General features: G+C 66.2%; 13 protein-coding genes. 11 read left to right on the forward strand and 2 right to left on the reverse strand.

What is annotated here, in order from left to right:
- Position 1 precedes the first annotated feature (1 nt).
- The 10 genes from aftB to CG716_RS18995 all read left to right on the forward strand — a co-directional run bounded on the left by aftB (position 2) and on the right by CG716_RS18995 (position 18,566).
- A complete protein-coding gene (gene aftB / locus CG716_RS18950; RefSeq protein ID WP_165774210.1) occupies positions 2 to 1,930 on the forward strand; it encodes a terminal beta-(1->2)-arabinofuranosyltransferase in 1,929 nt (642 codons plus the stop codon).
- Positions 1,931 to 2,344: 414 nt separating this feature from the next.
- A complete protein-coding gene (locus tag CG716_RS18955; protein WP_094482414.1) occupies positions 2,345 to 3,283 on the forward strand; it encodes an alpha/beta hydrolase in 939 nt (312 codons plus the stop codon).
- A 116-nt stretch (positions 3,284 to 3,399) separates the two neighbouring features.
- Positions 3,400 to 4,407, forward strand: coding sequence for an esterase family protein (locus CG716_RS18960; RefSeq protein WP_094482416.1), 1,008 nt, complete (start codon positions 3,400 to 3,402; stop codon positions 4,405 to 4,407).
- Between the two features lie 146 nt (positions 4,408 to 4,553).
- On the forward strand, positions 4,554 to 5,441 hold the full coding sequence (locus tag CG716_RS18965) for an alpha/beta hydrolase-fold protein (protein ID WP_094482589.1): 888 nt from the start codon (positions 4,554 to 4,556) through the stop codon (positions 5,439 to 5,441).
- Between the two features lie 83 nt (positions 5,442 to 5,524).
- Entirely contained in the window at positions 5,525 to 5,977 is a 453-nt protein-coding gene (locus tag CG716_RS18970) for a DUF732 domain-containing protein (protein ID WP_234817917.1), read from the forward strand.
- Positions 5,978 to 5,999: 22 nt separating this feature from the next.
- A complete protein-coding gene (culp6, locus tag CG716_RS18975) occupies positions 6,000 to 7,019 on the forward strand; it encodes a carboxylesterase Culp6 (RefSeq protein ID WP_094482418.1) in 1,020 nt (339 codons plus the stop codon).
- A 252-nt stretch (positions 7,020 to 7,271) separates the two neighbouring features.
- A complete protein-coding gene (gene fadD32 / locus CG716_RS18980) occupies positions 7,272 to 9,164 on the forward strand; it encodes a long-chain-fatty-acid--AMP ligase FadD32 (protein WP_094482420.1) in 1,893 nt (630 codons plus the stop codon).
- 62 nt (positions 9,165 to 9,226) lie between these two features.
- Entirely contained in the window at positions 9,227 to 14,632 is a 5,406-nt protein-coding gene (gene pks13, locus CG716_RS18985; protein WP_272938279.1) for a polyketide synthase Pks13, read from the forward strand.
- Positions 14,629 to 16,203: an acyl-CoA carboxylase subunit beta gene (locus tag CG716_RS18990; RefSeq protein ID WP_094482424.1), complete on the forward strand. Its 1,575-nt coding sequence runs from the start codon at positions 14,629 to 14,631 to the stop codon at positions 16,201 to 16,203. The genes pks13 and CG716_RS18990 overlap by 4 nt, the downstream gene beginning before the upstream one ends.
- Before the next feature lie 119 nt (positions 16,204 to 16,322).
- On the forward strand, positions 16,323 to 18,566 hold the full coding sequence (locus tag CG716_RS18995; RefSeq protein ID WP_094482426.1) for a molybdopterin-dependent oxidoreductase: 2,244 nt from the start codon (positions 16,323 to 16,325) through the stop codon (positions 18,564 to 18,566).
- Here CG716_RS18995 and CG716_RS19000 read toward each other — a convergent pair.
- Both CG716_RS19000 and CG716_RS19005 read right to left on the reverse strand, forming a co-directional pair.
- Positions 18,563 to 19,828, reverse strand: coding sequence for a glycoside hydrolase family 27 protein (locus CG716_RS19000; protein ID WP_234817918.1), 1,266 nt, complete (start codon positions 19,826 to 19,828; stop codon positions 18,563 to 18,565). The genes CG716_RS18995 and CG716_RS19000 overlap by 4 nt on opposite strands.
- The gene (locus tag CG716_RS19005; RefSeq protein WP_094482430.1) at positions 19,795 to 20,106 is read right to left on the reverse strand and encodes an SDR family oxidoreductase; all 312 of its coding nucleotides are present in this window, start codon (positions 20,104 to 20,106) and stop codon (positions 19,795 to 19,797) included. Before CG716_RS19005 ends, CG716_RS19000 begins: the two co-directional genes overlap by 34 nt.
- 109 nt (positions 20,107 to 20,215) lie before the next feature.
- Between CG716_RS19005 and CG716_RS19010 the strand changes: the two genes are divergently transcribed.
- A complete protein-coding gene (locus tag CG716_RS19010; RefSeq protein WP_207760721.1) occupies positions 20,216 to 21,640 on the forward strand; it encodes an alpha/beta hydrolase in 1,425 nt (474 codons plus the stop codon).
- Positions 21,641 to 21,673: the final 33 nt, after the last annotated feature.

The following is a 21,673-nucleotide window of genomic DNA, read 5'->3' on the forward strand; positions in this document are numbered from 1 at the left end:
GATGAAACTGCCTTGGGCGCCGGCCTTCCCGTTGCGCCCGCTGGCCCGCATCAGCCTGTGGCTGTCGGTGGTGCTGGTCGCCGCATTGTGGGCATGGGGGGCCTGGCAGCGACGCTGGATCGCCGACGACGGGTTGATCGTGCTGCGCACTGTGCGCAATCTGCTGGCCGGCAACGGGCCGGTGTTCAACGCCGGCGAGCGGGTGGAATCCAACACCTCCACGCTGTGGACCTTCCTGAACTATTTCGGTGGCGTGGTCGGCGGGCCGGTGCGGCTCGAATACGTCACACTGGCGTTGGCTCTGAGCTTGTCGGTCGCGGGTGTGGTGCTCGTAATGCTCGGCACCGCAAGGCTATTCGCGCCCGGTCTGCAGGGGAGTCGAGCCCTGCTGCTGCCGGCGGGCGCAGTGGTCTACATCGCGATCCCGCCCGCCCGTGACTTCGCCACCTCGGGTCTGGAGAACGGCCTGGTGCTCGCCTGGATCGGCGTGCTCTGGTGGATGATGGTGGCCTGGTCGCAGGCGCCCCGGCTGCGGCGGGGCGGTCCCGTCTTCCTGGCGGCGTTGGCCTTCGTGGCGGGGCTGAGCGTCCTGGTTCGCCCTGAGCTCGCGCTGATCGGTGGGCTGGCACTGGTGATGATGCTCGTGGCCGCCCGCGGCTGGATCAACCGATTGCTGATCCTGGTGTCTGGTGGACTGTTTCCGGTGGGCTACCAGATCTTCCGAATGGGTTACTACGGACTGCTTTTCCCGCAGACCGCGCTGGCCAAGGACGCATCCGGGGACAAGTGGAGCCAGGGCCTGACTTATCTGGCCAACTTCAATGCGCCCTACGCGCTGTGGCTGGCGGCGCTGCTGGTGATCGCGCTCGGTGCCGTACTCGTAGCCGCCCGCCCGCGAGTGCCCGGCAATTCCCCCCGGCTGGCCGGCCGGATCCAAAGCCCCACTGCCGTCGTCGTTTTCATGCTTGTCAGCGGTCTGCTGCAGGGCCTGTACTGGATCCGCCAGGGTGGCGATTTCATGCATGGCCGCGTGTTGCTGACTCCGGTGTTCTGCCTGCTGGCGCCAGTGTCGGTGATTCCCGTCGTGCTGCCGGAAACCGTCCGGTCCGCACGCGACCGAGGCGTCGTGCTGGCCGGAGCGACCGCCGCGCTGTGGTTGGGTGTCGTCGGCTGGTCGCTGTGGGCGGCGAACTCACCGGGCATGGGTTTCGACGCCACCAGGGTCACCTATTCGGGCATCGTCGACGAGCGACGCTTCTATTCTCAAGCCACCGGCCACGCTCATCCGCTCACCGCCGCCGACTATCTGGACTATCCGCGGATGCGGGCGGTGCTGACCGCGATCAACAACACTCCCGACGGTGCGCTGCTGCTGCCGTCGGGGAACTACGATGTGTGGGACGTGGTGCCCGCCTACCCGCCGCCACCTCCACCGCCCGGTGTTTCGATGGATTCATGGCGCCGCGAAATAGCGCCGCACACAGTCTTTTTCACCAACCTTGGGATGCTCGGCATGAATGTCGGGCTCAACGTCAGGGTGATCGACCAGATCGGTTTGGCAAATCCGATCGCGGCGCACACGGCTCGTCTGGACGACGCCCGCATCGGTCATGACAAGAACCTGTTCCCGGACTGGGCCGTTGCTGAGGGCCCCTGGCTCAAGGAGCATCCGTGGGTTCCGCCCTACCTCGACGAGGGCTGGATCAAAGAAGCCGGAGTGGCCCTGGGGTGCCCGGAGACCGATGCGATGCTGAAGTCCATCCGGAGCCCGCTGGGGATCCGCCGATTCGTGTCAAACGTGCTGCACGCCCTCGATTTCACCCGGTACCGGATCGATCGAGTGCCCCAGTACGAGCTACTGCGTTGCGGTCTCGACGAGCCTCCGTTGCCCGGAACCCCGTACACCGGACTGCCGGCCACCGGTCCCTAGCCGTCGGCCGTGAGTCCAAAGTCGGCCGTGAGTCCAAAGTGGGCTGAGTATTCCAAAGTGGGCTGAGTGCAAGGTGTTACGTGTGAGCCCACTGAGATCGCGTTGACGACAGTGTCAATTGCGGGGTGGAAATCGTCAGCGACTCCCGGCTGAATCCGCTGGTTAGGGCGAGAAACACCAAAGTTCTTGAAGCTCAAGCGGACTGTGGCCGACATCTCACCGCGCCGGGGTTTAATCCAACAGGTTTCTCGGTTCGAACGCCGAGGCGGTAACTTTGTTTGCCAGCCGGGCTCTAACCGGTAACGCTGCGGTCAGTTCGCGGCGATACACAGTCAAGTGTGACAACGCTTGGCGAACCAATGTCAGTGTCGACAGCGGTTGCGTCATGCCGTGAACGAATGAGTTGAGCAATCGATGGTCCGTGCTGTGAGAGCCTCCCTCACCGCCGCCCTGCTACTGGCCGCGCTGACGTCAGTCGTGGGCGCGACCCCGGACGCGAAAGCGTTCTCCCGGGAAGGCCTTCCGGTCGAGTACCTGGACGTGTACTCACCATCGATGAATCGCAACATCCGCGTCGAGTTCCAAGGGGCCGCAGCCGCTGGGCCGGCGACATCGGGCAGCGGCTCGAAAGCCGTCTACCTGCTCGACGGCCTGCGCGCCCAGGACGACTACAGCGGCTGGGACATCAACACCCCGGCGTTCGAATGGTTCTACGGCACGGGCGTCTCGGTGGTGATGCCCGTCGGCGGTCAGTCCAGCTTCTACAGCGACTGGTACTCGCCGTCGAGCTTCAACAAGCAGCCTTACACCTACAAGTGGGCGACATTCCTCACCAGCGAGCTGCCCCAGTGGCTGGCCGCCAACAAGCAGATCTCCCCGACCGGGAACGGTGTTGTCGGCCTCTCGATGTCCGGCGGTGCTGCGCTGATCCTGGCGGCCTATCACCCGGATCAGTTCGTCTACGCAGCATCGCTATCCGGTTTCCTCAACCCCAGTTCGCCGCCCGTGCAGCAGGCCATCCGCGTGGCCATGCTCGACGCCGACGGCTACAACGTCGACAACATGTGGGGTGCGCCGTGGGATCCCGCGTGGAAGCACAACGACCCGGTGCTGCAGGCGGCCACTCTGGCCCACAACGGCACTCGCCTGTGGATCTACTGCGCACCCGGCGGCCAGACCGATCTGGAGTCGATGGCGATGGCCACCAACAAGGATTTCCAGGCCGCCTACACCGCGGCCGGAGGCGCCAACGCAACCTTCGAATTCCCGCAGTCCGGCACCCATTCGTGGGCGAATTGGGGAGCTCAGTTGGCGGCACTAAAACCCGACCTCATCGCCACAATCAGACGGTGAGAGGGCGGTCACGACGACATCTCAGAAGAGGAACGATCGGGCCACATGTGGTTGACTACCAGGGCACGGCTGCGTTGATCGCATGCGGTGCGGCACCCAAAAAAGGATGGAAATAAATGAAGTTCGTTGAGAAGTTGCGTGGCGTTTGGCTGCGCCGGCTGACAGTCGCAGCCGCGGCTGCCGCCGTGCTGCCCGGCCTGATCGGCGTCGTCGGCGGCTCCGCAACGGCGGGAGCATTCTCCAAGCCGGGCCTCCCGGTCGAATACCTCGATGTGCCGTCCGCCGGCATGGGACGCAATATCCGCGTCCAGTTCCAGAGCGGTGGCCCCAACTCTCCCGCGGTGTACCTGCTCGACGGTCTGCGCGCCCAGGACGACTTCAACGGCTGGGACATCAACACCCCGGCCTTTGAGTGGTACTACAACTCCGGCCTGTCGGTGATCATGCCCGTCGGTGGCCAGTCCAGCTTCTACTCCGACTGGTACAAGCCCGCGTGCGGCAAGAACGGTTGCCAGACCTACAAGTGGGAGACCTTCCTGACCCAAGAGCTGCCGGCGTGGCTGGCCGCCAACCGTCAGGTCAAGCCCACCGGCAGTGCGGCCGTCGGTCTGTCGATGGCCGGCTCTGCCGCGCTGACGCTGGCGATCTACCACCCCGAGCAGTTCCCGTACGCCGCGGCGCTGTCGGGCTTCCTCAACCTCTCCGAGGGCTGGTGGCCGATGCTGGTCAACATGTCGATGGGTGACGCCGGCGGCTTCAAGGCCAACGACATGTGGGGTCCGACCGAAGATCCGAACAGCGCGTGGAAGCGCAACGACCCGATGGTCAACATCCAGCAGTTGATCAACAACAACACCCGCATCTGGATCTACTGCGGTGACGGCAAGCCGTCCGACCTGGACGCGGGCACCAGCAGCGGCAACCTGTTCAACGCGAAGTTCCTCGAAGGGTTCACGTTGCGGACCAACAAGACGTTCCGCGACACCTACCTGGCTGACGGTGGCACCAACGGGGTGTTCAACTTCCCGGCCAACGGCACGCATCAGTGGAACTACTGGGGCCAGCAGCTGCAGCAGATGAAGCCCGACATCCAGCGCGTGCTCGGCGCAACGCCGACTGACTGATAGTCCGGAGTCAACCGACCAACGGCGACGACCTTCACGGTCGTCGCCGTTGGCGTATCCGAGCCATGCATTTAAGGGGTGTGATTCACTCATGGGCAGGTGGGACGGGGCTGTACACACGACGAGTCGACATTGAGGTGACCATCATGAGTCTGTCGGGCCTGTTCCGGGGAGTCTGCGCCGCAGTTCTGGCGCTCGGCCTGTGGAGCGCCACGGGGCCAGCCGCCCACGCCGCTGACGTCGAGTATCTGATGGTGCCGTCGCCGGCCATGGGCCGCGACATCCCGGTGGCTTTCCTGGCCGGTGGCCCGCACGCTGTCGTGCTGCTGGATGCATTCAACGCCGGTGACGGTGTCAGTAACTGGGTCACCGCGGGCAACGCGATGAACACCCTGGCCGGTAAGGGCGTCTCGGTGGTCGCGCCGGCCAGCGGAGCGTTCACCCTGTACACCAACTGGGAGGCCGACGGCACCCGGCAATGGGAGACGTTCCTGTCCGACGAGCTGCCCAACTGGCTGGCGGCCAACAAGGGCCTGGCACCCGGCGGCCATGCGATCGTCGGTGCATCTCAGGGCGGCACGGGCGCTCTGATGGAGGCGACGTTCCACCCTGACCGCTACCGTTATGCCGGGTCGATGTCGGGCTTCCTGACCCCGTCGAACACCTTCCTCAACGGTGCGATCACCGCGGGTATGAACGAGTTCGGTGGCGTCAACACCCAGGCCATGTGGGGTGCGGCGCAGCTGGGCCGGTGGAAGTGGCATGACCCTGACGTGCACGCCCAGCTGTTGGTCGACAACAACACCCGGCTGTGGATCTTCAGCCCTCAGACCCTGACCTGTAGTGACGTGCCCGCGATGATCGGCTACTGCGACCAGGCTCAGGGCAGCAACCGGACCTTCTACGCGCACTACCGCTCGCTGGGCGGTCACAACGGCCACTTCGACTTCCCGGCCGGTGGAAACCACGACTGGGGCAACTGGGCGGCTCAGCTGGCCGCGATGTCGAACGACGTTGCGGCGGCAATCAAATAGGTCACAACTGCGGATGAACTGTTAACTTTCCGCAATCTTTTGGAGCTCTGGGGCGCCTATGGGCAGCCGGTAACGTGAAGGCCGTGCAGCGCTCGCTCGTGATCAGCCTGGTAGGCCCAACGGCCTGGCTGATGGTGGCCTGCAGCTCTGGTGAAGACCTGGTGGTGACCACGGCCGCTCCCACCGCGCAGGCCCACGGCGCCGTCCATGGCCAGGGTGCGCTGTCCCCGTCGGACGCCGACCTGCAATCCATCAAGCTGAACGTCACACCGTCGCAGCGTGGATTCCTGGACGCGCTCACCGCCGCGGGTGTGCGCCCGTCCAGCGAGCTGGAAGCATTGAGCATCGGGTCCCACGTCTGCCAGGCCCATGCAGCCGGTCAAAGCGATCAGGCAGTGTGGGACTACATCGCTCCCATGGTGCGTAGCGACGTCATCGACTCAGGTCCCTCGACGTCACCGCACACCGCCCCCCAGCCGCAGGTGAACGAGGCGACCGCCGATTACATCCGGATCGCCACCCAACGGCTCTGCTAACAGGAAGACAACGCCACTTTCCATGGCTCGTAAAACCCGGACCAATGCCCGGCGTCGACGTCACCGCATCCTCGGCTGGGTAGCCGCGGGCGCGATGGGCGTCGTCGTGGCTCTCGTCGTCGCCATCATCGTCATCGTCGTTCGCCGGCCGGCGGCACCGCCGACGGCCGTGCCGCCGACCGCACTGCCGCCCACCAGCACGCCGGGCCAGCAGAAGCCCCGCCCGGAGTTCCAGGACGCCAGCTGCCCCGACGTCATGATGGTCGCGATCCCGGGCACCTGGGAATCGTCGCCGACCGACGATCCGCTGAACCCGACTCAGTTCCCGCTGTCGCTGATCGGCAACGTCACGCGGCCGCTGGCCGGACAGTTCGGCCCTGACCGACTCGAGGTGTACACCGTTCCGTACACCGCGCAGTTCCATAACCCGCTGTCGCAGGACAATCAGATGTCCTACAACGACAGTCGCGCCGAGGGCACCCGGGGAGCGGTCAAGGCGATCACCGACATGAACAACCGCTGCCCGCTGACCAGTTATGTGCTGGCCGGCTTCTCGCAGGGCGCGATCATCGCCGGCGATATCGCCAGCGATATCGGCAACGGGCGGGGCCCGGTCGACGAGGATCTGGTCCTCGGGGTCACGTTGATCGCCGACGGTCGCCGCCAGGCCGGCGTCGGGCAGGACATCGGCCCGAACCCGCCCGGCGAAGGCGCCGAGATCACGCTGCACGAAATTCCCGCACTGTCCGCGATGGGCCTGACCATGACGGGGGAGCGGCCGGGTGGATTCGGTGCGCTCAACAACCGCACCAACGAGATCTGCGGTCCCGGTGACCTGATCTGCGCGGCGCCCCAAGAGGCGTTCAACATCGGCAACCTGCCGACCACTCTCAATGTGCTGGCCGGCGGCGCGGGGCAGCCGGTGCACGCGCTGTACAACACGCCGCAGTTCTGGAACCTCGACGGCCAAACGGCCACGCAGTGGACACTGAATTGGGCGCACAACCTGATCGAGAACGCGCCGCACCCGAAACACGGATGACGTGGGAGCTTCGGTGGTCGACGATTTGGCTGCCGGGGCTACTACGCCTAACATTAAGAAGAAAATAAGAGCTGCATGCGCCGACGGCGCTCGGGCCGACCGAGCCGACGGGGCCGTTTAGGTCCGAATGGGGCCTCGATCGCTCTGTACGATCTGGGAGGTTTGGGCCCGCGACGCAGGCTTACCGGTGGCGCGACCACACGCGCGGCCGCCGCGAGGCCCGACACAGATGTGTTCTGACAGGAGATTGGTATGCCGTTCCACAATCCGTTCATCAAGAACGGCCTGATCACCTTCCCCGAAGGCGCCAGCGTGGTCAAGCACGTGGAGCGCTGGGCCAAGGTGCGCGGTGACAAGATCGCCTACCGCTTCCTGGATTTCTCTGTCGAACGCGACGGCGTCGTACGGGAACTGACCTGGGCCGACTTCGGCGCCCGCAACCGCGCCGTCGCCGCCCGGCTTCAGCAGGTGACCCAGCCCGGCGACCGCGTCGCCATCCTGTGCCCGCAGAACCTCAACTATCTGGTTGCCTTCTTCGGCACCATGTACTCCGGCCGCGTCGCGGTCCCGCTGTTCGACCCGTCGGAGCCGGGCCACGTCGGCCGGTTGCACGCCGTGCTGGACGACTGCGGCGCGTCGGCGATCCTCACCACCACCGACTCCGCCGAGGGCGTGCGCAAGTTCTTCCGTAGCCGCCCGGCCAAGGAGCGCCCCCGCGTCATTGCCGTGGACGCGATCCCGGACGAGGTCGGCGCGACCTGGGAGCCTTTCAACTCGGTGGACGCGGACACCGTCGCCTACCTGCAGTACACCTCCGGCTCCACCCGGATCCCGAGCGGCGTGCAGATCACCCACCTGAACCTGGCCACCAACGTGGTGCAGGTGATCGAGGCGCTCGAGGGCGAGGAAGGCGACCGCGGTGTTTCCTGGTTGCCGTTCTTCCACGACATGGGCCTGGTCACCGCGCTGCTGCCGGCGATGATCGGCCACTACTTCACCTTCATGACGCCTGCCGCGTTCGTGCGTCGGCCCGGCCGCTGGATCCGTGAGCTCGCCTACCGGGAGGGCGACACCGGAGGCACCATCTCGGTGGCCCCGAACTTCGCGTTCGACCACGCCGCGGCGCGGGGTCTGCCCAGGGACGACGAAGAGCCGCTGGATCTGTCCAACGTCAAGGCGATCCTCAACGGCAGCGAGCCGATCTCGGCCGCCACCGTGCAGCGGTTCAACGATGCCTTCCGCCCGTTCGGCTTTCAGCCCAAGGCCATCAAACCGTCCTACGGTCTGGCCGAGGCGACTCTGTTCGTGTCGACCACACCGGCGGCGGAAGAGCCGAAGATCGTCTCGGTCGACCGCGACGAACTGAACACCGGCCGCTTCGTGGTAGTGCCTGACGATTCGCCGAAGGCGGTGGCCCAGGCTTCGGCCGGCAAGGTCGGCGTCGCCGAATGGGCGGTGATCGTCGACAACGACACGGCCACCGAGCTGCCCGACGGTCAGATCGGTGAGATCTGGATCAGCGGCCAGAACATGGGCACCGGCTACTGGAACAAGCCCGACGAGACCGTCGCGACTTTTCAAAACATCCTCAAGTCGCGGACCAGCCCCTCGCATGCGGAGGGGGCGACCGACGAGGCCACCTGGGTGCGCACCGGTGATCTCGGTGCCTTCCACGACGGCGAGCTCTACATCACCGGCCGCGTCAAGGACCTGGTGATCATCGACGGCCGCAACCACTACCCACAGGACCTGGAGTACTCCGCGCAGGAGTCCACCAAGGCTGTGCGGACGGGTTTCGTCGCCGCGTTCTCGGTGCCGGCCAATCAGCTGCCGGACGAGGTGTTCGAGAACGCGCACGCCGGACTCAAGCGCGACGCCAACGACAGCTCCGAGCAGCTGGTCATCGTCGCCGAACGCGCAGCGGGTTCGCACAAGTTGGAGCTGGGGCCGATCTCCGATGACATTCGCGCGGCGATCGCAGTGCGCCACGGCGTGACGGTACGCGATGTGTTGCTGACTCCGGCCGGCGCGATCCCGCGTACCTCCAGCGGCAAGATCGGCCGGCGGGCCTGCCGTTCGGCCTATCTGGACGGCACCCTGCGCAGTGGGAAGGTGGCCAATGCCTTCCCTGACGAAACGGAATGACCACCAAAGGAAGTTCTCGATCGATGAAGGGGTGGCAGCCCCTTCGCACGAGGTGAGGCCTCATGTCTGAATCACAATCGCCCGAAACACCTGATACTCCTGGCCCATCGGAGGCGCTAAGTCCGGCCCGCACCGACATGACGGTGCAGGAGATGCGCGAATGGCTTCGCAACTGGGTGGCCAACTCGACCGGGCAGGCGCCCGACGCGATCGACGAGTCCACCCCGATGGTCGAGCTTGGCTTGTCCTCCCGAGACGCGGTCGCGATGGCCAGCGATATCGAGGACCTCACCGGTGTCACGCTGACCGCCACGGTGGCCTTCCGCCACCCCACCATCGAGGCGCTGGCCACCGTGATCGTCGAGGGCGAGCCGGAGGTGGAATTCGACGGCGACAGCGAAGACTGGTCGCGCGCAGCCGATGTCGAGGACATCGCGATCGTCGGTGTGGCCACCCGGTTCCCGGGTGACTTGAACACCCCTGACGAGATGTGGGCGGCGCTGCTCGAGGGCCGCGATTCGATCACCGATCTACCCGAAGGTCGCTGGGAGGAATTCCTCGCCGAACCGCGCATCGCCGAGCGGGTGGCCAAGGCCGCGACCCGTGGCGGATACCTAACTGACATCAAGGGTTTCGACGCCGAGTTCTTCGCGCTGTCGAAGATGGAAGCCGACAACATGGATCCCCAGCAGCGGATGGCGCTGGAGCTCACCTGGGAGGCGCTGGAAAACGCCCGCATCCCGGCCTCCAGCCTGCGCGGCCGGGATGTCGCCGTGTACATCGGCTCGACGAACAACGACTACCAGTTCCTGGCGGTGGCCGACCCGACGACCGCGCATCCCTACGCGATCACCGGTACCACGAGCTCGATCATCCCCAACCGGGTGTCCTACTTCTACGACTTCCGCGGCCCGTCGGTGTCCGTCGACACCGCCTGCTCGAGCTCGCTGGTCGCCGCACACCAGGGTGTTCAGGCGCTGCGCTCCGGGCAGGCCGACGTGGCGATCGTCGGCGGCGTCAACGCGATGATCACACCGCTGGTGACGATCGGTTTCGACGAGGTCGGTGGTGTGCTCGCACCGGACGGCCGGATCAAGTCGTTTTCGGCTGACGCCAACGGATATTCGCGTTCCGAGGGTGGCGGCATGCTGGTGCTCAAGCGGGTGTCCGACGCTCGCCGCGACGGCGACGAGATCCTGGCCATCATCGCCGGCAGCGCCATCAACCACGACGGCCGCTCGAACGGCATGCTCGCGCCGAACCCCGACGCGCAGGCAGACGTGCTGCGTAAGGCTTACAAGAATGCCGGAATCAATCCGCGCAGTGTCGATTACATCGAGGCGCATGGCACCGGCACCATCCTCGGCGACCCGATCGAAGCGGACGCGCTGGGCCGGGTGATCGGCCGGGGCCGTCCCGCGGATCAGCCGGCACTGCTGGGCGCGGTGAAATCCAATGTGGGACATTTGGAGTCGGCTGCCGGAGCAGCGAGCCTTGCCAAGGTCGCTCTGTCACTGAGCCGCGACAAGGTTCCGCCGTCGATCAACTATGCAGGGCCCAACCCCTACATCGACTTCGAAGGCATCCGGCTGCGGGTGGCCGATAAGGTCACCGACTGGCCGCGTTACAGCGGGCATGCGATCGCGGGGGTGTCCGGTTTCGGCTTTGGTGGCGCCAACGCGCACTTGGTGCTGCGCGAGGTACTGCCCTCGGATTTGGTTGAGCCGCAACAGGAATCTGACTTGGTCGACCGCGGCGCGAAGGCCGCTGACGCCGACGCCGTGTATGTGGGCGGGGTCCGGATGGACGAGTACGGCGAGTTCATCGACGATGACGAAGCCGCCGCCGACGAGTACGCGGCGGCCGACGCATACGCCGAGGACGCCGAGCCAGAACTGCCCGGGCTGACTGACGAGGCGTTGGAACTCATCGCGGCTGCGCGAGCTGAGTGGGAGTCCTCTGAGCAGCCCGTTCCCGTTGTTCCGCTTGCTGTTTCGGGGTTCCTGACCTCACGCAAGCGTGCGACCGCCGCCGAGCTGGCGGACTGGGTCGACAGCCCCGAGGGTCGGGCGACGTCGCTGGAGGCCATCGGCCGCTCCCTGTCGCGGCGTAACCACGGCCGCTCGCGGGCGATCGTGATGGCCCACGACCACGACGAGGCCGTCAAGGGCCTACGCGCGATCGCCGACGGCAAGCAGAGTCCGCTGGTGTACAGCGCCGACGGGCCGGTTACCAACGGGCCCGTCTGGGTGCTCGCCGGGTTCGGTGCGCAGCATCGCAAGATGGGTAAGAGCCTGTATCTGCGCGACGCGGTGTTCGCCGAGTGGATCAACAAGGTCGACTCATACATCCAAGACGAACGCGGCTACTCGGTCGTCGAGCTGATCCTCGACGATGCGATCGACTACACGAACGAAACCTGCGAATACCCGATCGAAGTGGTCCAGACGGTGATTTTCGCCCTCCAGATCGCGCTCGGCGAATTGCTCAAGCACCATGGCGCGAAACCCGCTGCGGTGGTGGGCCAGTCGCTCGGTGAGGCGGCCGCCGCCTACTTCGCCGGTGGTCTGTCACTGGCTGACGCGACCCGCGCGATCTGCGCCCGCGCGCACCTCATGGGTGAGGGCGAGGCGATGCTGTTCGGTGAGTACATCCGGCTGATGGCGCTGGTGGAGTACTCGGCCGAAGAGATCAAGACCGTGTTCTCCGATTTCCCCGGCTTGGAAGTGTGCGTCTACGCCGCCCCGACCCAGACCGTCATCGGTGGCCCGCCGGAGCAGGTCGACGCGATCATCGCCCGCGCCGAGTCCGAGGGCAAGTTCGCCCGAAAGCTGCAGACCAAGGGCGCCAGCCACACCCAGCAGATGGACCCGCTGTTGGGGGAGCTGGCCGCCGAGCTGCAGGGTATCGAGGCGCACCCGCTGCACACCGGCTACTTCTCGACGGTGCACGAGGGCAGCTACATCCGCCCCGGTGGCGAGCCGATCCACGACGTCGACTACTGGAAGAAGGGGCTGCGCCACAGCGTCTACTTCACCCACGGCATCCGCAACGCCGTCGAGAGCGGCCACACCACGTTCCTGGAGCTGGCGCCGAACCCGGTGGCACTCATGCAAGTTGGCCTGACCACGGCCTCAGCCGGGCTACACGACGGACAGCTGATCGCCACCCTGGCCCGCAAGCAGGACGAAGTCGAGTCGATGGTGGCCACCATGGCTCAGCTCTACGTCTACGGCCACGACCTGGATCTGCGGACTCTCTTCCAGCGGGGTGAATACGCCCACATCCCGCCGACGCGCTTCAAGCGCAAGCCGCACTGGCTGGACGCGCAGTTCACCGGTGACAGCTCGGTGATGATGCCGGGCAACCATGTCGCCACTCCTGATGGCCGCCACGTCTGGGAGTACTCGCCCAAGGGTCAGACCGACCTGGCCGCGCTGGTGAAAGCTGCTGCGGTGCAGGTGCTTCCGGATGCGGCGCTGACCGCATCCGAACAGCGCGCAGTGGCCGGCGACGGCGCCCGGCTGGTGACGACGCTGACCCGGCATCCCGGCGGCGCCTCGGTGCAGGTGCACGCCCGGATGGATAACGGGGCCGAGCCTTCCTTCACTCTCGTCTACGACGCCGTCGTCACCCGCGGCGGCGCCGTATCAGCGCTGCCTGCCGCCGTGGCCACCGGTGTCGCGGTCACCGCTCCCGCGGTCGAAGCCCCCGCCGATGAGCCTGATGATGCGGAAATCTTGCAGGACAACCTGACTGCGGGCGCTGGCCTGGCTGCCGGGTTCGCCAAGTGGTCGCCCGATTCCGCGGAGACCGTTCACGATCGGCTCGCCGCGATCGTCGGCGGGGCGATGGGTTACGAGCCCGAGGACCTTCCGTGGGAGGTGCCGCTGATCGAGCTTGGCCTGGATTCGCTGATGGCGGTGCGCATCAAGAACCGCGTCGAGTACGACTTCGACCTGCCGCCGATCCAGCTGACCGCAGTGCGGGACGCCAACCTGTTTGCTGTCGAAAAGCTCATCGAGTACGCGATCGAGCATCGTGACGAGGTCGGCGAGCTGCACGATCATCAGCAGAGTCAGTCCGCTGAGCAGAACGCGGCGGAGATGAACGCCCTGCTGACTGCCAGCAAGACGGCGATTGCCGATGCCGCTGAAGCACCTGCCGCGGCACAGCCGGCGGCACCGGTCGAGGAGAAGCTCGAAATCCCGCCGCCGCCAGCCGATCCGTCCGGGCCGGGGTCCGGGGCGAGCGAAGCGACGGGAGAGGTGAAGGCGAGCGAAGCGACGGGAGAGGTGAAGGCGACGGCTGCCGCCGCGGCGGTCAAGGTGCTGACCCAGCAGGCCGTCACCGAGGCGCTCGGCGCTGACGTGCCGCCGCGTGACGCCGCCGAACGCGTGACGTTCGCGACGTGGGCGATCGTCACGGGTAAATCGCCGGGCGGCATCTTCAACGAGCTGCCCGCACTCGACGACGCGGTCGCGACGAAGATGTCCGTGCGGCTCTCCGAGCGCGCCGAGGGTGTCATCAGTGTCGAGGAAGTGAAGTCCGCCAAGACCATCGAGGAACTGGCCACCACGGTCCGCAATCAGCTCGAGGACGGTGTGGTCGACGGGTTCGTGCGAATCTTGCGCGCGCCGCAAGAGGGCAGCACGAAAACCCCGGTGTTCGTGTTCCATCCGGCCGGCGGGTCGACGGTGGTCTACGAACCGCTGATGAAGCGCCTGCCCGCGGACACCCCGATCTACGGCCTGGAGCGGGTCGAAGGCTCGATCGAGGAACGCGCCGCCGAGTACGTGCCGAAGCTGATGGAGATCCATGGCACTGGCCCCTATATCCTCACCGGCTGGTCGCTGGGCGGGGCACTGGCCTACGCCTGCGCGGTCGGGCTCAAGCGCAACGGATGTGACGTCCGCTTCGTCGGGCTGATCGACACCGTGCGTGCCGGCGAAGAGGTCCCGCAGACCAAAGAGGAAATTCGCGCCCGCTGGGACAGGTACGCGTTGTTCGCCTCGCGCACCTTCAATGTGGAGATCCCCGAGATCCCTTACGAGCAACTCGAACAACTCGACGACGACGGTCAGGTCAGGTTCGTGCTGGACGCCGTTAAGGACAGCGGAGTCGACATCCCCGGCGGGATCATCGAGCACCAGCGGACGTCCTACCTGGACAACCGAGCCCTGGACACCGCGCACATCGAGCCCTACGACGGGCACGTCACGCTGTACATGGCCGACCGCTACCACGATGACGCGATCATGTTCGAACCGCGCTACGCCGTCCGCAAGCCCGACGGCGGGTGGGGTGAGTTCGTCGCCGACCTCGAGGTCGTGCCCATCGGGGGCGAGCACATTCAGGCGATCGACGAGCCGTACATTGCCAAGGTAGGCGCCCACATGAGCGAGGCGATCAGCCGGATCCAGAGCGAAGCGATCAGCAAGACAGCCGAGGAGAAGCAAGACAAGTGACCACTGAGAGCGCTCCCACCCACCACCCGGTCACAACTGCCGAGAAGCTGGCCGAACTCCGCGAAAAGCTCGAGCTGGCCAAGGAACCGGGTGGCGAGGCGGTCGCCGCCAAGCGCGATAAACGCGGAATCCCCAGTCCGCGGGCCAGAATTCACGCGCTGCTGGATCCGGGCAGCTTCCTGGAGATCGGCGCACTGGCCCGCACGCCGGGCGACCCGAACGCATTGTTCGGCGATGGTGTGGTCACCGGGCACGGCACCATCAACGGCCGTCCGGTCGGGGTGTTCAGCCATGACTACACCGTCTTCGGCGGCTCCGTGGGAGAGATGTTCGGCCGCAAGGTTTCCCGGCTGATGGAGTGGGTGGCCAGGGTCGGCTGCCCGATCATCGGCATCAACGACTCGGGCGGCGCGCGCATTCAGGACCTGGCCACATCGCTGGCCTGGTATGCCGAGCTGGGTCGCCGGCACGAGCTGCTGAGCGGCTTGGTGCCGCAGATCTCGATCATCCTGGGCAAGTGCGCGGGTGGTGCGGTGTACTCACCCATCCAGACCGACCTCATCGTCGCCGTGCGCGACCAGGGCTACATGTTCGTCACCGGCCCCGACGTCATCAAGGACGTCACGGGTGAGGAAGTGACCCTCGATGAGCTCGGCGGCGCAGACGCGCAAGCCAAGTACGGCAACATCCACCAGGTCGTCAACACCGAGAAGGACGCGTTCCAGTACGTCCGGGACTACTTGGAGTTCCTGCCCGCCAACACCTTTGACGATGCGCCGGTGATCAACCCGGGCCTGGAACCCGAGATCACCCCGCACGACCTGGAACTCGACAGCCTCATTCCCGACGCCGACAACGTCGCCTACGACATGCACGAGATCCTGCTGCGGATCTTCGACGACGGAGATTTCCTCGAGGTCGCCGCACAGGCCGGCCAGGCCATCATCACCGGGTACGCCCGTGTCGACGGCCGTCCGGTCGGGGTGATCGCCAACCAGCCGATGCACATGTCGGGCGCCATCGACAACGAAGCCTCCGACAAGGCCGCACGGTTCGTGCGGTTCTGCGACTCGTTCAACGTGCCGCTGGTCTTCGTCGTCGACACCCCCGGCTTCCTGCCTGGCGTCGAGCAGGAGAAGAACGGCATCATCAAGCGCGGCGGCCGGTTCCTCTACGCCGTCGTCGAGGCCGACGTGCCGAAGGTGACCATCACCATCCGCAAGTCCTACGGCGGCGCGTACGCGGTGATGGGCTCCAGGCAGCTGACGGCCGACTTCAACTTCCTGTGGCCGACGGCCCGGATCGCGGTCATCGGTGCCGAGGGTGCCGCGCAGCTGATCGTGAAGCGGTTCCCTGACCCGAAGGCGCCGGAGGTCCAGGAGATCCGGCGGCAGTTCATCGAGGGCTACAACCGCGATATGGCCACCCCCTACGTGGCGGCCGAGCGCGGCTACGTCGACGCGGTCATCGAGCCGCACCAGACCCGGCTGCAACTGCGCAGCGCGATGCGGATCCTGCGGGACAAGCAGATCCTCCGTGTCCAGCGGAAACACGGCCTGATCCCGATCTAACGGGGTTATCCCCAGGAGTTACTCACACCTGTGTAATTCACCGTGGGCCCCGATCCCGCCGTTTGTCAAAGTTGACGAAACACGGGTGGCCCGGGGCTTCGCCGAACTACCGTGAGCTGGTGACCACCGAGAACATCGAGCTGGCCGGCACCGGCCAGGACGGCCGGCACGTCTACACCTGTCCGCTGTGTGAGGCCATGTGCGGCTTGGAGATTCAGGTCACCGACGGCCAGGTGGCCGGCATCAGGGGCAATCCCGAGGACGTCTGGAGCCGTGGGCATCTGTGCCCCAAGGGTGCGTCGCTGGGCGCGATCCACCACGACCCGGACCGCGTCCGGGCGCCGATGATCAAGGTCGACGGGCAGTGGCAGGAGGTCAGCTGGGATGCGGCGTTCCGGCGCTGCACCGAACTGCTGGCGCCAGTGATCGCCCAGCATGGCATCGGCGCGGTCACCTGCTACACCGGCAACCCGCTAGCGCACTCGTTCTCCCTGGGCCGCTACACCGGCGTGCTGCTGGGTATGTCGGGAATACCGGTCAGTTACTCGCCCGGCACCGTCGACCAGTGGCCGAAGAACCTCTCGTCGCACCTGATGTACGGCAACTGGTGGGGATTCCCGGTGCCCGATATCGCGCGCACCGACCTGCTGGTGGTGATGGGCGCCAACCCGGCCGCCTCACAGGGCTCGCTGCTGGCCGCTCCCGACGTCATGGGCATCATCGGGGGTATCGATACGGTGATCGTGATCGACCCGGTGCGCACCGCGACCGCCGCCAAGGCTGACGAATGGCTGCCGATCACGCCCGGCACCGACGCCGCCCTGCTCCTGGCAGTAGTACAGACGTTGTTCGACGAGAACCTGGTCCGGCTGGGCAGCCTGGAGGACCACATCGACGGCGTCGAGACGCTGCGGGAGGTGGCTCGCGACTGGACCCCGGAGCGGGTCGCCCCGGTCACCGGCATCGACGCCGACCGCATCAAACAACTCGCCCGCCAACTCGCGGGCACGGAGAGAGCCGTGGTCTACGGGCGAATCGGCCTGTGCAATCAGGAGTTCGGCAGCCTGGCCAGCTGGCTGGTCGACGTCGTCAACATCCTCACCAGCCACTTCGACACCCCGGGCGGTGCGATGTTCCCCCGCCCCGCGGCGTGGACGGTCACCGCCCAGCCACAACCGGGCCTGGAGGGCGGGCTGCCCGAATTCGGCCGTTGGCAGACCCGGGTGCGCGGCGCCAAGGAGGTGCTCGGCCAGGTGCCGGTGTCCTGCCTGGCCGAGGAGATCGAAACCCCGGGCGACGGCCAGATCCGGGCGCTGATCACGGTGGCGGGCAACCCGGTGCTGTCCACCCCCCAGGGCCACCGCCTCGACGAGTTGCTGCCCGGGCTCGACGCGATGATCTCAGTTGACCTGTGGCTCAACGAAACCACCCGGCATGCCGACGTCATCCTGCCCGGGCTCTCGCCACTGGAGCAGCCGCACCACGATGACCTGATCCTGATGTTCGCCATCAGCAGCATCGCCAACTACTCGGCGCCGGTGTTCGCCCCGGAGGACCCCGACCGGCCCGAGGAGTGGGAGATCCTCGTGCGGCTCACCGGCCTGTGCGCGGGGATGCCCGCCGAGGACGTCGACGTGGCCGCGATCGATGACGGCTTCTTCGACTACCTGTGTTTCACCCAGGGCCTCGACGGTGCCGAGATCCGCAGCCACTACACGAGCGGCGGCCCCGAACGGATTCTGGATCTGACGTTGCGCACCGGGCCTTTTGGTGATCGCTACGGCGCCAACCCCGATGGGCTGAGCCTGGACAAACTCAAGCAGCACCCGAACGGTATTGATTTCGGGCCGATGGTGGCTCAGGTTCCCGAGATCCTCAACACCACCGACAAGAAGATTCGGCTCTCCCCGCAGTATCTGCTCGACGACATCCCGCGGCTGGCGCGCCGCCTGGACCGGGAGCCAGACGAGCTGGTGCTAGTCAGCCGGCGCCACCTGCGGTCGAACAACTCATGGCTGCATAATGTTTCGGCGCTGATGAAGGGCCGCGACCGGTGCACGCTACTGATGCATCCCGACGATGCCGCCAGCCGCGGGTTGGCCGGGGGAGACACCGTCGCCGTGCGGTCGTCGGCCGGGCGTATCGAGGTGCCCGTCGAGGTGACCGACGCTATCAAACCCGGTGTGGTGTCGATGCCGCACGGTTGGGGGCACGGATTGCCCGGCACCCGGATGTCGGTGGCCAACGGCTCACCGGGTGTGAACACCAACATCCTCTCCCCGCCGACGTTCCTCGACGAACCGTCGGGCAACGGCGCGCTCAACGGGATCCCGGTGACTGTAGTCCTCGCGAAAACTGTTTAGCCACAGCCTGGTTCGATACGGAACGCCACTGTCGCGTGCGGTGCGACGGGGCCAGCCCGAAGATCACCGGTGGTAGTGCTGTCGGTGTGGGCCCACAGATCGCGGACGCGGTAACACGCAGCCTGGGGCAGGCCGGCCGCGCTCGCGGTCGTCGTGATCGAGGCGGTCTCCGAATCGGGGTTCACCATCGCAACGGCTACCGCGCCGCCGGTGAGCGGCTTGACCCAGACTCTGCGGTCCCCGGTGAGCGGATAGCCCTGGACGACAAGGGGATCCTGGTCCACTGCGATGATCTCGCGGTTGGTGAGGATGTCACGGGTCTCCGGTGACATGGTCCGAATATCGTTGCCGGCCAACAGGGGAGCCGCCAGCATCGCCCACAGCGAGATGTGGGTGCGCTGTTCGTCGGCGGTCATGCTGGGCCCGACCTGTCCGGCCAGGGTCTCGACCATCCCCTGATGGCTGGTCACGAAATCCGGCCAGGAGATGCCGGCGACGAGCATGTCGGGATCGTTGAAGTGGCCGGGCTTGCTGTGCGATGCCAGTGGGATGGCCGCATCTACCTGCTCTTGCACGCCGAACACCGGGCCATCGGTGCCGAACTTGCTGCGCCACAACGGCACCAGGTCGATGGTGTTGCGCGACATGTCGGCGATCTGCGACCAGTCGTCGGGCTGGGGAGCGGGGTCGCCGGAGACATTGGGGTTGATGCTGTAGAAGATGTGTCTTCCCGTGGCCCGCAGCGCATCCCGCATGGCGGTGAAGACCCTGACCTGATGCGCATGGTCGGTGTCGGTGCTGCACCAGTCGTACTTCAGGTAGTCGACACCCCAGCGCGCGAAGGTGGCGGCATCGGCTGTTTCGTGGCCTTCGCTGGTGTCGCCCGGCCCCAGTCCGCAGAGTTGGTAGCTGGGGCTGGCGTAGAGGCCCAGGAGCATTCCGTGGTCGTGTGCGTACTGTGCCACTGCGGAGATGCCGTTGGGGAACAGGCGGGGATCGGCCTGCAGATTGCCGTCCGCGTCGCGGCGGTCGGCCGCCCAGCCGTTGTCGAGGTTGACGTACCGATAGCCGGCGTCGCGCATCCCGGACGACACCAGAGCATCGATGGTCTGCTCAACGGTCTGTTCGGTCAGCGGTATCCCGGAGTTCCACGAGTTCCAACCCATCGGAGGGGTGCGAACCCACGGCTGTTCGGGGGCGGGCGGCGATCCGCATGCCGCTAGGGCGACTACGCAGCCGAGGATTGACCAAAGTCTGCGCACGGGTCATACAGTAGGGGCTCGCGGCCGAAGTGGGTACGTGCCCGATCGATGACGCCCTGAACCTGGACCTCATCGGTGGCGTCGGCGGCCACGAGAAATAGGCGATCGCTGCTCTGGCCGTAGCTGATTCGCACGAGGCTTGCCGCGTGTTGGTCGGTGGCCACGACGCGGCATCCTGCGGCGAGCAGCGAGTGGGCAAGGGCGCAGCCACGGTCGGTCCCGGCTTCGAAGACCAGAACGACGGGGCTGTTGTCGACAGATACCGGTAGCGAGGTCATGACATCAGTCAACGGCGCCCACGTGAGTGGCCGCTATGCCGCGGCTGCGAATTCGCGATGGACAGCTGATTGACACCGTTCGTTCAGGTAGGTATCGCACCCTTGTCGCGTGCCGCCGAACGGGCCCACGCCGACACCTCCAGTCCCGACACCGATTTACATGCCGCGACTGCCCGATCCGGACTTCGGCAGGTTCGGCCATGGTGTGTCGCTCTTGAGCGGCTGGCTGCCGACGACGATCCAGATCGTCACGATCGTGGCCGTCGTCGTGGCGCTGGGGTGGCGGTCCCGGCGGTGGCGTCTGCTGTGGGTGCCGGTGGCAGTGGTCATCGGCGTCGCCGTCGCCTTCGCCACGCGCGGGTGGATGAACTCTCAAGGGCTGGCGTCGAATCCGGCACCGCCGCAACTCTGGATCTGGACCGGGGCCAGCGCCGCCGCGATTTCGGTAGCGGCCCTCGGCTGGACCAGCGCCTCGTGGCGACGCCGAATCGTCTCGTTGTTGGCGATCCCGCTGACATTGTTGAGCACGCTCGTGGTGCTCAACCAGTGGGTTGGTTACTACCCGTCGGTCCAACGCGCCTGGGGCGACCTGACATCGGGTCCGCTGCCCGACCAGATCAACGAAAGTGACCTCGCGCAGCTGCGTAACACCCACCCCACGACGGGCAAGGTACTGGTCGTCGACACGCCGGACACGGTCAGCGGGTTCAAGCACCGCAGCGAATACGTGTACCTGCCGCCGGCCTGGTTCGCCGGTTCCGCGCCACCACAATTGCCCGCCGTCATGATGATCGGTGGCGAATTCGGCAACCCCTCGAACTGGATCCGCACCGGCAACGCGGTGGCGACGATCGACGACTTCGCCCGGGCGCACGGCGGGGTCGCCCCGGTGTTCGTCTTCCCCGATTCGAGCGGCAGTTTCAACAACGACACCGAGTGTGTGAACGGCGTGCGCGGTAACGCAGCGGACCACCTCACCAAAGAGGTTCGCCCGTATGTCGTTTCGAAGTTCGGTGCCTCGGCGGACGCGTCGAAATGGGCGGTCGTCGGCTGGTCGGCCGGTGGGACGTGCGCGATGAACCTCGCGGTCATGCATCCGGATCTGTTCGCCACGTTCGTCGACATCGGTGGCGACCGCGGCCCGAACTCCGGGGACAAACAGCAGACCATCGACCGTCTCTACGCAGGTAACGCCGCTATGTGGGCCGCCTTCGACACCCGGACCGTGATGAGCAAGCACGGACCGTACATCGGTATCGCGGGCCTGTTCAACGACTCGCAGGAACCGCCAGACGATAAGACCAAGAACCTGCCGGATCACCCCCAGGAACGCCTGGCTCCGGTCGGATTCGGCGGCCACGGAGACGAGGACCAGTTCCGCGAGAAGGGCGCCCTGCCGGACCTGTGCGCGGCGGCAGTGGCGGTGAATATCAGCTGCACGCTGCGGGTTTACGTCGGCTATCACACCTGGCAGTTCGCCGCTCAGGCGTTCATCGACTCGCTGCCCTGGCTCGCCGAACGCCTCGGTTCATAGCAAGCTCAAAAGATTTACAAAGCTTGGACCGGA

The organism is Mycolicibacterium sphagni (assembly GCF_002250655.1).
Lineage (GTDB): Bacteria > Actinomycetota > Actinomycetes > Mycobacteriales > Mycobacteriaceae > Mycobacterium > Mycobacterium sphagni.

What these genes read in the sequence shown, in the direction of transcription:
- aftB (WP_165774210.1), top strand. Translation starts at nt 2, where the DNA reads ATGAAACTGCCTTGGGCGCCGGCCTTCCCGTTGCGCCCGCTGGCCCGC.
- CG716_RS18955 (WP_094482414.1), top strand. Translation starts at nt 2,345, where the DNA reads ATGGTCCGTGCTGTGAGAGCCTCCCTCACCGCCGCCCTGCTACTGGCC.
- CG716_RS18960 (WP_094482416.1), top strand. Translation starts at nt 3,400, where the DNA reads ATGAAGTTCGTTGAGAAGTTGCGTGGCGTTTGGCTGCGCCGGCTGACA.
- CG716_RS18965 (WP_094482589.1), top strand. Translation starts at nt 4,554, where the DNA reads ATGAGTCTGTCGGGCCTGTTCCGGGGAGTCTGCGCCGCAGTTCTGGCG.
- culp6 (WP_094482418.1), top strand. Translation starts at nt 6,000, where the DNA reads ATGGCTCGTAAAACCCGGACCAATGCCCGGCGTCGACGTCACCGCATC.
- fadD32 (WP_094482420.1), top strand. Translation starts at nt 7,272, where the DNA reads ATGCCGTTCCACAATCCGTTCATCAAGAACGGCCTGATCACCTTCCCC.
- pks13 (WP_272938279.1), top strand. Translation starts at nt 9,227, where the DNA reads ATGTCTGAATCACAATCGCCCGAAACACCTGATACTCCTGGCCCATCG.
- CG716_RS19005 (WP_094482430.1), bottom strand. Translation starts at nt 20,106, where the DNA reads ATGACCTCGCTACCGGTATCTGTCGACAACAGCCCCGTCGTTCTGGTC.